Origin of the sequence: Tannerella serpentiformis, assembly GCF_003033925.1 — a bacterium.
Taxonomy (GTDB): domain Bacteria; phylum Bacteroidota; class Bacteroidia; order Bacteroidales; family Tannerellaceae; genus Tannerella; species Tannerella serpentiformis.
In genome coordinates this window covers 1,662,744-1,676,044 of the sequence record NZ_CP028365.1, presented here as the reverse complement: position 1 = coordinate 1,676,044, position 13,301 = coordinate 1,662,744, and the positions used below count along the sequence as shown (strand labels likewise).

General features: G+C 46.9%; 8 protein-coding genes and 4 pseudogenes. 5 read left to right on the top strand and 7 right to left on the bottom strand.

Going from position 1 to position 13,301, the window contains the following annotated elements; all coding sequences use genetic code 11:
• Nucleotides 1–5 precede the first annotated feature (5 nt).
• Complete coding sequence (locus tag C7123_RS07005) at nucleotides 6–1,205, top strand: MFS transporter (protein WP_037996635.1); 1,200 nt, start codon at nucleotides 6–8, stop codon at nucleotides 1,203–1,205.
• Nucleotides 1,206–2,138: 933 nt separating this feature from the next.
• The gene (locus tag C7123_RS13335; protein WP_051076970.1) at nucleotides 2,139–2,387 is read left to right on the top strand and encodes a transposase; all 249 of its coding nucleotides are present in this window, start codon (nucleotides 2,139–2,141) and stop codon (nucleotides 2,385–2,387) included.
• A gap of 272 nt (nucleotides 2,388–2,659) precedes the next feature.
• Here the strand turns inward: C7123_RS13335 and C7123_RS06990 are convergent, their stop codons facing one another.
• The 3 genes from C7123_RS06990 to C7123_RS06980 form a co-directional block, all read right to left on the bottom strand.
• Nucleotides 2,660–3,451, bottom strand: a complete 792-nt coding sequence (locus tag C7123_RS06990; RefSeq protein WP_083207001.1) for a trypsin-like serine peptidase — start codon at nucleotides 3,449–3,451, stop codon at nucleotides 2,660–2,662.
• Nucleotides 3,452–3,649: 198 nt separating this feature from the next.
• Nucleotides 3,650–4,180, bottom strand: a complete 531-nt coding sequence (locus tag C7123_RS06985) for a hypothetical protein (protein ID WP_159049862.1) — start codon at nucleotides 4,178–4,180, stop codon at nucleotides 3,650–3,652.
• The gene (locus C7123_RS06980) at nucleotides 4,137–4,568 is read right to left on the bottom strand and encodes an META domain-containing protein (protein WP_037996638.1); all 432 of its coding nucleotides are present in this window, start codon (nucleotides 4,566–4,568) and stop codon (nucleotides 4,137–4,139) included. The genes C7123_RS06985 and C7123_RS06980 overlap by 44 nt, the downstream gene beginning before the upstream one ends.
• A gap of 650 nt (nucleotides 4,569–5,218) precedes the next feature.
• On the opposite strand from C7123_RS06980, the pseudogene C7123_RS06975 reads away from it, so the two are divergent.
• From C7123_RS06975 to C7123_RS06960, 3 genes and pseudogenes are all read left to right on the top strand, one after another.
• Nucleotides 5,219–5,839, top strand: a pseudogene (locus C7123_RS06975) (helicase); the annotation flags it as partial.
• A gap of 677 nt (nucleotides 5,840–6,516) precedes the next feature.
• Nucleotides 6,517–8,184: a group II intron reverse transcriptase/maturase gene (ltrA, locus tag C7123_RS06965; RefSeq protein WP_069176243.1), complete on the top strand. Its 1,668-nt coding sequence runs from the start codon at nucleotides 6,517–6,519 to the stop codon at nucleotides 8,182–8,184.
• A 103-nt stretch (nucleotides 8,185–8,287) separates the two neighbouring features.
• A pseudogene (locus C7123_RS06960) lies at nucleotides 8,288–9,388 on the top strand (helicase); the annotation flags it as partial.
• A 44-nt stretch (nucleotides 9,389–9,432) separates the two neighbouring features.
• Here C7123_RS06960 and C7123_RS06955 read toward each other — a convergent pair.
• The 4 genes and pseudogenes from C7123_RS06955 to C7123_RS06940 all read right to left on the bottom strand — a co-directional run bounded on the left by C7123_RS06955 (nucleotide 9,433) and on the right by C7123_RS06940 (nucleotide 13,134).
• Entirely contained in the window at nucleotides 9,433–10,362 is a 930-nt protein-coding gene (locus C7123_RS06955) for an Abi family protein (RefSeq protein ID WP_069176242.1), read from the bottom strand.
• A 253-nt stretch (nucleotides 10,363–10,615) separates the two neighbouring features.
• Nucleotides 10,616–10,921 (bottom strand): annotated as a pseudogene (locus tag C7123_RS06950) (helix-turn-helix domain-containing protein).
• Nucleotides 10,909–12,221, bottom strand: a pseudogene (locus C7123_RS06945) (AAA family ATPase); the annotation flags it as partial. The pseudogenes C7123_RS06950 and C7123_RS06945, both read right to left, overlap by 13 nt.
• A 442-nt stretch (nucleotides 12,222–12,663) precedes the next feature.
• Nucleotides 12,664–13,134 carry a phosphohydrolase gene (locus C7123_RS06940; protein WP_394365892.1) on the bottom strand — a complete coding sequence of 157 codons (471 nt, stop codon included), beginning with the start codon at nucleotides 13,132–13,134 and terminating at the stop codon, nucleotides 12,664–12,666.
• Nucleotides 13,135–13,301: the final 167 nt, after the last annotated feature.

The following is a 13,301-nucleotide window of genomic DNA, read 5'->3' as shown; positions in this document are numbered from 1 at the left end:
TACACGTGAAAGGTAAAAACAACTTCATTACACCAATGCTTTTCCTTGCTTTCATGTTCTTTACTTGTGGCTTTGCATTGGGAATCAATTCCTTATTAGTACCAGTATTGAAGGTTTCGCTAAGCGTTTCGTCCACAGAAGCATATATGCTTATAGGTGCTACGTTCTTACCATTCCTTATCTTTGGTTATCCAGCAGGCTTATTGATAAGTAAAATTGGATATAAGCGTACGATGGCTGCAGCTTTTGCCATGTTTGCTATAGCCTTCGGAGTGTTTATTCTCTCTGCAGCTGAAAGGAGTTTCATTATCTTTTTATTGGCATCTTTCCTTTGTGGAACAGCTAATACGTTCCTACAAGCTGCCATAAATCCTTATGTAACAATCCTTGGACCAACGGAGAGTGCAGCAAAAAGAATCTCTATTATGGGCATGATAAACAAGTTAGCATGGCCTGTATCACCTTTGTTTATTGCTCTTTTTGCAAGTAATAGTGGAGGTGTTGGCTTGGAAGATCTTGACAAACCGTTCTTGGTTATAATCTGCTTATTTGTAATCTTAGGTGTCGTAGCACTCATGTCACCATTGCCAGAGGTGAAAGCTGCTGGAGAAGATGACGCCGATGCAGATTCAGCAGTATCCGACTACGCAAACAGTAAGCATTCTGTCTTCCAGTTCCCACATCTTGTTCTTGGAGCAATTGCCATATTCTTTTATGTTGGTTCAGAGACCATCGTCTTGGGTACACTTATAGATTATGCAAGTGAATTAGGTCTTCCTCATCCTCATACGTACTCATGGATTACCCCAATCAGCATCAGTATAGGATATATCGCAGGTATTATTCTTATTCCTAAGTATCTTTCACAGACGAAAGCCTTACAGATCTGTTCCTTCGTTGCACTGTTTGGAACGCTACTTGTATTGTTACTCCCGGGTGTTTATAGTATTTATGCTGTAGGTATCATGGCATTAGGCTGCTCATTGATGTGGCCAGCATTCTGGCCTTTGGCTCTTATGGACTTGGGTAAATATACCAAGGAGGGCTCATCACTAATGACAATGGGACTTATCGGTGGTGCTGCTATCACTGTGTTGTTCGGACTTATTAAGGATGTTAGCAACATTCAATATGCGTATGGGATCTGTTTTGTCAGCTTCTCTTATATCCTTTTCTATGCATTCAAGGGCTATAAGTTGAGATAAAAACTTCTTCTTCTATAGCATAAGGATATCGGTAATCTATTTGAGAAGTGATATAAGTTGAATTGAAAACTTCTCCTTCTACAGCTCGTGAAGCTCTTTGTCCTTTTTAAAGGAGGACATAGAGCGTGCGAGCTGAATCTATTAAGTAGCCTCTCAGCTTACTGTATATCCATAATGGTCCATATTATTGGTCATGGTTCTGTCGCTGAAACACAATTAATTCCTTGTAAACTGTCGTTGGAACGTTAAAAAATCACCGACTGAAAGACACATTTTTGATTGCCAATCCCGCCGTTTCTCAGTCTGTTCACCCACCTTTTGAATCGGTAAAGCCGCTACCCCGATGACAAAGCGCACTGACCTTACCTTGAAAAACACAACGGAATGAACAGTAACAAAAATCCTTACACTTCTCACTTCGCTATCTTTCACTTTCCCTACCATACCCCTTCTTTATCACCTTTGTAACCATCAAGATATCAATAGGTTACAAACGGGCTTGTAAAAGGTGCCTTTTACATTCTAAAAGATGCCCTTTTGCACATCAAAAGCGCATCTTTTAGAACACAAAAGGTCGTAGATTAAAAAGCAGATGGGAATAATCTTTACATCTGAACAGTCCTTCCCTCCCTCCGTTCTGCCCTAATGCGAGGAGAGAAAGCGCAGAGATTCCCTAAAAAACAGCTGTTATGAGCGTGTAAATCTTTATATTAAGATTAATGTTCTCACTACTGATGGTATCCGCGTAAAGCCTCTTATAGATCACAGTCTCTCTTGTTTTTGCTTTTATGTTACCGTGATCTCGACAAATTATAAGTGTCTATGGATTTGGTGATTAGTGAAATTCGTTGTAGCATTAAGGAGCTAATATACAAACAGTTATAAATAAAAACCGTAATAATCACCTATGGAGGAGTTACTGAAATATTTTGTATGGTAGTCGATTCCTGCAAGTTTTTTGATGTAATGACGGCAAAATATACGCTAAAACCTACCGGAAAACGAAAGCATCGTCGTGATTCTATGATGTCAAAGACAGAAGTTATGCTGGTAATGATTCCTTTCCACGGTTCTGGTTATCGCTGCTTTATTGAAACGGTGAATGATGAACTTAAGAACATTTCGCAGGTGGAACACTCCATACATAGATACTTTGACCGCTTCATCATCAACTTATTATAGGCAATTACCACCTATTTCCTGTTTCCAAAGAAGCCGTCTATCAATGCACAAAGCCTCATTTACACTCCCCTTACATCGTTCTGAATCCGTCGAACTCACGTTAAATAGATAGTTCGAACGATAGACCGTTTGGACGAACGTAAGAATTATCTATCTCTCTGTGGTTAGATAGATAAATCGTCCGTACGATTAACAGGTAGAATGCTTATTTTATCGCTTGCGTCCAAAGAGCCTGAGTATGCCGTATTCGTTCGGGCATTTCTCTTTGGCGGTCAGCCTACTTTCGCAAGGTTGGAGCGAAAAATACAACCGTACAATAAATTGGACTTGAATGAAAACCGTTCTCGGCAGACAGAAGAGAAAAGCCCTGCGGTGGAGATTTTTCGCTCCATCAGCAGGACTTGACCTTGCAAGAAAGTAAAGGCAACCGCAATATCCTTTGATGGATCTGAACAATTTGGGTTAGGACACGTGCCTGGACCATAAAGTTGCCCGATAACTCTTCTCTGCTGATTCAACAAAGGAGAGCCAGACGATCCACCTTCTGTAACAGAAATTCCATTAGCTGTTCTCATCCAATTTATCTTCCAGAAATTGTAATTTTTTTCTCCTGAAGAGAAGCAATTAGAATTAGAGGGAGTGATGTTATGTGTAGATATTTTCTTCACATCTCCACTCGGATGATGAATACCGACTCCTCTCGTTCCAGGGTACCCAGAACGATCCCAGCCTAAATAGTAAGGTGTTACTCCTCGTTTGTTGCGAGGATCTTCGGCTAGTCTTAACAGTGCAAAATCCGAGGCTTCGTTGTTTGCTATCACTGTAGCTCCTATAGTTGATAAATGAGGCGGTTCTATGGATACATTACCACATTTGGGCGCCTCATAATGCCAATAAAAAGACCAATGATTTAAAGCTGGATTATTGATTGCATCGTATTGGATATAATTATTCCCGGGACCACCTAAACAATGATGTGCCGTTAAAAGCAATGGGCGATTATCGTTTGCTGTAGTATTGATTAGAGAACCAGTGCAATATCGGGTACCGTTTACCAATATCATTGCTACAGCATTCTTTTCCTTCTGTCAGCTTTGTCCTTCCGAACAGTTTACATTTACTTGACAACTTCCCGATGAACCTAAATCTCTTGTTGTCATATTACTGGGCAATTCAATGTATCTGTAGCCCTGTACTACGTAAGCTATGGAAATTATAGCCTGTTCGGCGACCTGTCTCGGTTGGTAATACTCCAGCGTAATCTAATCCCCATACAGTAGCCCTGTGGCAAAGCCCTGCACATTGTCTCGGCCGCCTTTATTATTCATAGAAGTAAAGGCACCGAGCGAGTATTTTCGGTCAGTCGTATAAATAAAGAACTTCCCCCCCTCCGGAATCCAAAACCTATCATAAAGTAGGTTTATGGAAAGAGCCTGTGGGCAGCGTATGGTCAATTGCCATAATCTATCTCCGTTAGATAGTTCTTGCCATCGACCGGAATTTCCCAGATTGAGGCTAACCTTGTGAGGATAACCGAAGCGAGGCGGAAGGCCGTTTGCTTCATCTTGCACATCTTCTTGTTCGATGCGATTCATATCCAACGCAGGCATGATCCTAATATCCTGCGGTACCGAGAAGCGGGAAGGTGCGCTATTTTCCCGAAAACTCATAGGTTCTTCATCGGTACTTATCTGTGCTTTAACTAAAAAAAGAGCGCAGATAAAAAGACCTATAAAAAAACAGTACGTCTCATTGTTGTTTTCTTTTGAACAGTAAGTAATTCTTATCTTCATTATAGTACAACCTAAGTTGTTCAGAAGCTATTTCGTAGTGGAAAGCTTTGCACATGGCTTCGACATATTGAGGTCCATCTAATATCTCATTCACCTCAGTACCGCCCCAATTCGTGATGCGAAATACGCCTCCATTTGCCGTATATGTTCCTACTACATCATTAGTAGGGGTATTCCCTCTGAACGTTGCATTCGTTAGGAATGAGATTGTATAGCACTTCTCGCAATCTCTGGGTTCAGGTTCTCGGAAAGTTTTGCCGGTTACATCTCCAAAACCTATCAGCACCCATGTGCCGACCAGTTCAGAAGGAGAGTCCTTCTCACACCCTACCCCCGCTATCAGCAGAAGAAAGAGTGCACTAAACCATAAAATGAACTTCGTCTTCATTTTTCATCATGTTTTCCGTTAATCACGATTCCGCATCCGGATCGATTTATCTCGCTGCGCCTCCGGGGTGCGGCTCCTAAGGGCGCCCAGACTGGTCTGGTGGAGTATTATCTATGACCTTCATAAAAGTGGCCTGTTAAACATTCGACGCAAATATAGTACGTATAGCTGTAATACGAAAGTTGTTTTCCGTGATTCTTGGTGTTTTATTCCTAAAAGCTCTTTTTTTACAAATCAAACTTTTTTAATAGATGAAGAACTTCGCTCTCCCTCGCTTCTCGTATCCTGTGGAACTTTCTGAGAGAGGCAACTTTCTGACAAGTGGCCATTCTTCAATCGCTTCTTAAGCCCGATATGAGAGCAAAGGAAATGCCCTTCGCCATCGATAGCAATTCGACAAGGAACTGTTATCTAATCATCGAAGGGTGGGCCTTCGTAGCCATTGCAGGATTTTCGCATGCCTTCAAACTTTTGCTGTGACATTTGCCGAAGATTTTAGCGCACCTTTGCGGACGAGAAATGAGATGTCTTATGGCTACTGCAAAGTAACGAAAGCAGGCGCACCTCGCTCGTTTCTTATTCGTTCCCTTTGGGTGAGTAGAGCAATCAGTATCCACTCATTGGCAAACACTTAAGCCCCCATTCTTTTGTTTTATGGGGAGATTTGCGATTTCCGCACGGCAGGTGACATCGGCATCGACCGTCCGGAGAAGCGCGAGATCCTACACCACATTCCACCCACGCCCGAGCAAGAGGCGTTCATTGGTAAGCTGATGGAGTTTGCTAAGACAGGCGATGCTACGATCTTAGATCGTGCCCCGCTGAGTGAAAAGGAGGAGAAGGCCAAGATGCTTATCGCCACAGATCTCGCCCGCAAAATGAGCCTCGATATGCGGATGATCGATCCGATGAAATACTCGGATCACATCGACAACAAAGCCAGCCATTGCGCCAAGCTACTCTGCGAGTATTACCGTAAGTATGACGAGCAAAAGGGTACGCAATTCGTCTTCTCCGATCTCGGAACATACAAGCCGGGCGAATGGAACGTGTACTCGGAAATCAAACGCAAGCTCGTGGAGGATTACGGCATCCCCTCATCAGAGATTCGCTTCATCCAAGAATGCAAGAATGAGAAAGCCAAGAAAGCGATGGTAGAGGCCGTGAACCGTGGTGACATCCGTATCGTCTTCGGCTCGACATCCATGCTCGGCACGGGCGTGAACGCCCAGCAACGTGCGGTGGCAGTCCATCACCTCGATATAGCTTGGGTGCGACATGAAGTCGCATAGATAATTGTTGAAATGATACTTATGGGTATCAGCTTTAACCCGCTGTTCCGTCAGCGGTAGCCTACCGACCAATGCACCTTAACGTTGTATTAAGCGGTCGGGACAAAGTACACTTTCGTAAGACAAGACAGAACCGTGAGGGAAAGTCAAGCACGGTTAGTATCATACCGTAGAGTGGCGAGACTGGATAGTATGGTTAGCGTAAGCGAACTGTCAGTAAACTTCGTAACGTCACGAAAGAGTGTAAGATACTGGTACACTATCCCCAAAAGGGAAGCGGTCGGTTAATCCTCTCCAAGGTAGGATTACACGGATATAAGCACCGACGGAGGATGAGACAGAACCTAACCTATCCGTTAGTTATCTATGTGGAACATGGTAAGCCTGTATATCACCCGTCATGTCAAAATGACGGGTGAGCTGACAGCAATGGAAGCCGAACGGTGTGCAGGTATAAGACAGCAGAAAAAGCGAATGCCGTTCTGTAATGGAGCGGATACGGATTGAGCCGACATCACGGGTTGATTTGGGTAACATCATCCGACACGAAAGTGGGCAAACTTCTGTGATGACACTCGGTAGACAAACAAACCGAATGTCATCAAATGGTGATTCTTTACAATTAACTTTTAGAACTTTTAAAAGGAGGAAAGCAAATGAACGACAACAAGACATCGTGTGCGCCTGCTGACAATCAGCAAACACTTTGGGACAGAATAGACTGGACTGAAGCGGAGTTGGCTGTCAGAAAGCTACAAGCGCGTATTGTAAAGGCTCAGAAGGAAGGCAGAACGGGCAAGGTGAAAGCCTTGCAGTGGACGCTGACCCACTCTTTTTACGCAAAAGCCTTAGCCGTAAAGAGAGTTACTTCCAACGGAGGTGGCAACACCCCCGGGGTGGACATGGAAACATGGGAGAAACCCGAAGCAAAAACACAAGCGATAAGCGAACTCAAACGCAGAGGCTATCAGCCGAAGCCATTGAGAAGAGTCCACATCAAAAAGAGTAATGGCAAACTGCGACCGTTGGGAATACCGACAATGAAAGACAGAGCCATGCAAGCACTCTACCTCATGGCATTGGAACCAGTGTCGGAAACAACAGCCGACACACGTTCATACGGTTTCCGCAAGGAACGCCGCTGTATGGATGCTGTTCAGCAATGTCATAACATTCTCCGGAAAGGCTATTCTCCCGAATGGATTCTGGAGGGTGACATAAAGGGGTGCTTCGACCATATCAGCCATGAATGGCTGCTTGCCAACATCCCTATGGATAAGGCAATGCTCCGTAAGTGGCTGAAATGCGGCTATATCTTCAACAAACAGATGTTCCCGACAGAGGAGGGAACACCACAAGGTGGCATTATCTCTCCCACGCTTGCCAATATGACATTGGACGGATTGCAGAAAGTCCTTGCAGAGAAATATAAACGAGTTAGAATCAAAGGCAAGTTATATTCGCCAATGGTGAATCTTGTCCGCTACGCTGATGACTTTATAATTACCTGCGAGAACCGTGAAACACTTGAAAAGGAAATAAAGCCATTGGTAGCCGACTTTATGTCTGAAAGAGGTCTGACCTTATCAGAAGAAAAGACGGTGATAACCAATATTTGTGACGGTTTCGATTTTCTCGGTTTCAATATCCGCAAATACAGCAATGAAATATTGACCAAGCCTACCAAGAAAGCCGAAAAACGCTTTATGGAGAATATCCGTAAGGTAATAAAAGGCAACAAGGGGTGCAGGCAGGAGTCCTTAATCAGAATGTTGAATGCTAAAATCCGAGGATGGGGAGCTTACTATCAGCATGGCGCAACGCGTGATTCCTTTCACAGAGTTGACCATCAGATATTCCTCTCCCTATGGCAATGGGCTAAACGTCGCCACTCCAAGAAAGGGAAGCGATGGATTAAAGACCGCTATTGGCATAATATCCGAGGTAACAGCTGGACTTTTGCTGCCAAGTTCAAGAAGTCAAATGGAAAGGAAGACCAACTCACATTGTTGACTTTGGCTTCCTCATTCCCTTTTCTGCAATATACGCAGATGAAAGGGGATATGAATCCGTTTGACGTGGACTGTCGTTTATACTTCAACCAAAGAATGAAGTCGAAAATGCTTGTTCCACTGAAAGGACGTAAGTCTTTGCTTCGCCTATGGGAAAAGCAAGGAAGAAAATGTCCAATATGCGGTGAGCCGATAGACACGCACAAGGCATGGAATGTGATGCCTACCGTCCAAAATGGGCGAAAGTGCAATCTATTGGTTCATGATGAATGTTTCAAATTATCCCACAAATCCAATGACAACAACAAGTAATATGAGCCGGTCTCTATATAAGAATAGGGATTTAGAAAAGCTTGAGCCGTATGAGGGGAAACTCTCATGTACGGTTCTTAGGGGGGAAGAGGGTAGTAATGCCCTTGACCTACCCGATAGGCCTTCCGATCTCGAGCAGCGCAACGGGCGTGCCGTCCGTAAAGGCAACGAGGTAGCCAAACAGTTTGCCGACAACAAGGTGGACGTGATCATCTATGCCGTGGAGCGCTCGCTCGACAGTTACAAGTTCAACTTGCTTCACAACAAACAGCTCTTCATCAATCAACTCAAGACGAACACGCTCGGCAGTCGCTCCATCGACGAAGGTTCGATGGACGAGGACAGCGGCATGAACTTCTCGGAGTATGTGGCCGTGCTGTCGGGCAACACTGATCTACTCGAGAAAGCGAAGCTGGAGAAGAAGATCGTCACTTTGGAATCGGAGCGAAAGGGCTTCCTTAAAGAGCGCGACACGGCCGCAGCCAAGCTCGAGGAGATCAAGGGCTCTGTCGTTTTCCATTCAGACAAGATCCGGGAAGCCCAGGCGGATCGAGCACATTTTGAGAGCCAAGTAAAGCGTAACGCCGACGGTGTGCCGGTCAATAAGCTGTCGGTAAAAGGTGTGCCGGATGGTGCGGACGTTAAGGCTGTGGCTGCGCGCTTGCAGGAGATTGCGGAGAAGGCGCGCACCGAAGGCGAGTACAACAAGATCGGTGAGATCTATGGTTTCCCGGTCATGGTGAAGACGGAAAGCACGGCGAAGGATCTTTTCGATTGCTCCGTCAACCGCTTTTTCGTGCAAGGCTGCAGCGGCATTTACTATACCTATAACAATGGTCGTCTGGCCGCTGATCCGAAGCTCGCTTGCCAAAACTTCCTGAACGCACTAGAGCGGATCCCGAAAGTCATCGAGACGCACGAGAAGGAGTTGGCCAAGGTGAAGGAGCAGATCCCAGCCTTTGAGGCAGCCGCCTCAGGCGTCTGGCGGAAAGAGGACGAGCTACGCGCGCTGAAGAGGAACGCGGCGGAGCTGGATCGGAAGATTGCACTCTCACTTGCACCACCGACGCCGCCGGAAAAAGAGGAGCAGGCAGCGGACAAGAACGTGGTTGAAAAAGGAAACGGTGCCCGTCTACCTCAAGCGGATAGGGTGGAGCACGACGCGGCGAGTCGTGTGGTGATCGGGAAGGTGAAGTGGAGGTGAACTACATGAGAGAGGGGTGTAAGCCCTCTCTCACGGCTTTTAGATCACTCGCACCAAATCGGTTCGTCTTCCCAATGATCAAGAAAGCCGAGTCTGAAGATCGGGATCTCCGGATTTTTCTTTATCAGAGCAAGTATTTTCTGTTTATAAGTCCCTCCGGTGTGAATCGCATTACACAGATAGAGCATGGCGGTAATGATGAAATAGGGCTTCTTCTTCCCCGCTTCCGGCAAGGGGCGACTCAGCCATGTTCCTTTCGGTTTTTTGATCTCCATCGGACGTTTGACCATATTGCGGCTCCACACTCGGGAGTGATGTGCTACGATATTCCGGAGGTAAGAAATTGCTTCCAACCAACTTGACAATTCGTTATGCCGATTGAGGCCGAAATCATTCGCTATGCGTGACTTCTCTGACAACTGATGTCTAAGATTCTTGTACATCTTGGAAAGCGTCCCGAACGTAGCCACTTCAAAAACGATCCACGCGTCGGGCTGTTCGGCCAAAGCAACGCAGCACCCACGCTCCCATATGCCATATTTCCGCTTGTATTCCTTGGCGAAGACTTCACCGCTGCGCATAAACTCCTCCTTGAGATCACGTAGATGTTGCCTGTAAAGCGATTCGTCTACAAAAAGCGAACTGTCCGCATAAAATAAACCACCATAAGATTGGGAGAGATGATAAATCATCTTTGCTCGCAATGCGATTTCAATTGATTCGATGGCGTCGAACAAGATCAATCGCAACTCCTTGTCAAAAAGGTAATGAGCAATGACCGCTTCGAAACACGCTCCCTCGGCGAAGAGATGACGGTCCTTGTCACACTGCATTTCCCACCAATAACCCTTCAGACGGTAATAACTGATGCAGCTCAGATGAAGTGCAGCTGCTTTCTGATCATGAATGATCATTCCCCTTTGTTTCAATAGTTCGATCTGATCTCGAATGGAGCGTGACGCTTTGTTTGCCATACTATTAGAAAAAAATGACCCGCTGGCAGATCTTACGGGATGCCAAGCAGGTACTGTTATCATTGAAGCGCACATTTTTCGTGTGCGGCGCATTCATTTTCGTTGCAAAAATAAGTCCTTTTCTTTTCGTCGTAAAGAACTAGTTCTGAACAGAGGTGTGTTAGCCCTTGATCCGATATCGGCAGAATGAGAAAACTAAGATTTCGGCAGCGTCGTAACATGATTGCCGAAATCTTGAGCTGCGCTGGGGCTGTCATTCTGCTGTTTGTTTGCGCAACATCTCATCAATCTCCTCCCGCCGAAACAGCAGCCGACCGTTGGCCTTGAGATAGGGAATCTTCCCTGACGACACCCAATTGTAGACCGTCTTCTACTCCACTTTCAGGAGTTTGGAGATGTCGATGATGTCCAGGTATTCGGGCTTCAGCGGTGGGTGGACTGTCGTATCAATCGTCTGTTCGCGCAATACCAACAGGCGGTCGAGCTTCCCCTCCATCCGCGCCAGACTGTCAAGCAGCTGCTTTTGCCACTTGTCAAAAGGCTCTTCTACGTACGACATCGCTCTCCCTTTTGATAGTTACCCGCGGTGTCCTGCGACAGGATGCCCTGCTCCCTCATGTAAGCGATGTATCGCTTGGCTGTGCGATCCTTGATCTCCATCTCCTGAATGAGTAGTTCGCTCAGGCTTTTGTAGGACAGTTTGGAGGTATGCAAGAAGATTTCTTTGACCACGGCGATCAATTCGTCAGCCTTTCGTCGCTCCTTGTCCTCTTTCGATTTCTCACCGCGGTAGACATGCATGTCTTGCTGCTTATCCCATCCGAAAAGCATGATCGGGACGTCGAGCGGACTACCGTCGCGCACCTTCAGCGCCTTCACGACCGAGTATTCGGGATCGTCATCCTTCTCGATAGACAGGATGCCGGCGGCTTTGCGTTGCAGCTCCAAACCGATATGCCCGCGCAGCTTGATCCCGTTGGGCACGAAGTGAAGCACACAGATAATACACGTGTTGTAGATGCCGGCCAGCTGATAGAATTCGTCCACGATGGCAATGCACTCCGTCTCGTCGTTGGCCGATCGGATCAGGTCGGCGATGCCGTCGATGACCACAAGATGGATACCGCCGTGCCGGTGATGGAACAGGTCCATGCTTTCGCGAATCAGCTTCAAACGGTCTTTGCGGGAGAGGGAGGCCAAATAGAGCGAATGGTAAAAGTCGGGCACGGCCGCGAGCGAGGCACGTCGCAACGTCTTGCCCAAGTTTTTGTGGAGCTGCGCCTCGGACTGCTCCGTGTCGTAATGCAGGACGACCAGCCGCTTGGGATTGGCTGTGACTTCCAAGCCCAGCGTCCGTTCGGCGGGTAGCATAGTTTCTCCCAGAGTGCCGGCCAAGATGGCGGTGATGTAGTTGCTTTTCCCTGTACCCTCTCCACCCGTGATGCAAAACAGATTATCCTGTGTACCGAGCGGCACGCCGTTCACAGCCACCACCGACCTGGATGCATCGGGCGGATTGTCATAATCGATCTCGCACGAGCGCAGCATCATCATGGTTTGCACGTACAGATTGGAAAACATGTCGGACAACAGTGCCTTCAAATCCTTTTTTCCATACCCTAATTGGAAGTAGTCGGAGATGTCTTTTTCGCCTTTGCTGCCTTGAAGAGGAAGCGTCAGATTAAGCACATGATACCCCGCAAGCTGTTCCACCTGTCGCTCCGATTCTCGTTTGCCCGTTTCATCCGTATCGTAGAGTAGGATGATGTGACGGAAGCGGAGACGAGCCTTTCTATGATATTCTCCGGTATTTGTGCCGTCTCGCTGTTGAAACAGATGGCGTGAAAGCCGTGTGAGGATTGATGATAGAACAAAAGGGCAGGAATCACGTCCTGAAGGGTATTTAACCACGTTCCGAGGGGTATTTAACCACGTTCCGAACGTATCGCAACCACGTTCCGAACGTATCGCAACCACGTTCCGGACGTATCGTAACCACGTTCTGAACGTATCACAACCACGTTCCGAACGTATCGCAACCACGTTCCGGACGTATCGTAACCACGTTCTGAACGTATCACAACCACGTTCCGAACGTATCGCAACCACGTTCCGGACGTATCGTAACCACGTTCCGAACGTATCATAACCACGTTCCGAACGTATCACAACCACGTTCCGGACGTATCACAACCACCTCCCTAACGTATTACGACCACCTCGGAACGTTATCCCCCCCCGAAATAAATCCCAAACAGCTTCTTCGAAGAACACTAAGCCATGCGAAGTGGAGGGGGCGGTTTATTGCTGAGCGAGATATTCGTACTCCTGCCGATACCGAGCTAAACGCTGGTAATCCTTTTCCGTGGGGGACGGTAGACGCTTCATATCCATATTGTGCGTTAGGTCATTCAGCTTGACGGCGCGCGCCAGTGCATGCTCGCCGATGTGATGGATATAGGTCTGGCGGTCACTGGCCGTATGATGATTGAGCAGCTTCAGTGCTTGCGCGATCTCTGCCCTATCGTTTGGCTCCATCGCTGTTTGAGCTTCTTCTTCCAACAATTTCAAGACTTGCTCCACGGTGTGCGGGGTATCCTCGCTTGCATCGTGGAGATAGCCGACCACCTGCTCTTGCCAGGTACGCCCTAATGAGGCCACAAAACGCAGATGACCCTCAAAATAGTCCATCCCAGCCTTGTCTTTCTGCCCATCATGCAGTCGTCGAGCCACTCGCGCGGCAGCTTCAACCCAGTTGCTTTGAGTTCCCATACCTATTCTCTTCTTACTGTTTATGCACCCAAAGCTACGCCCAAGAAGCGACACGATTTAGGTCGCACCTCACTTTCTCCACCGTTAAGTTTCTCTCTCGCCTCACCTATGTCTATAGGTCAGGCGGGAGCTCTCCGGAGCTGCCTAAATGTCATGGAGAATGGTTA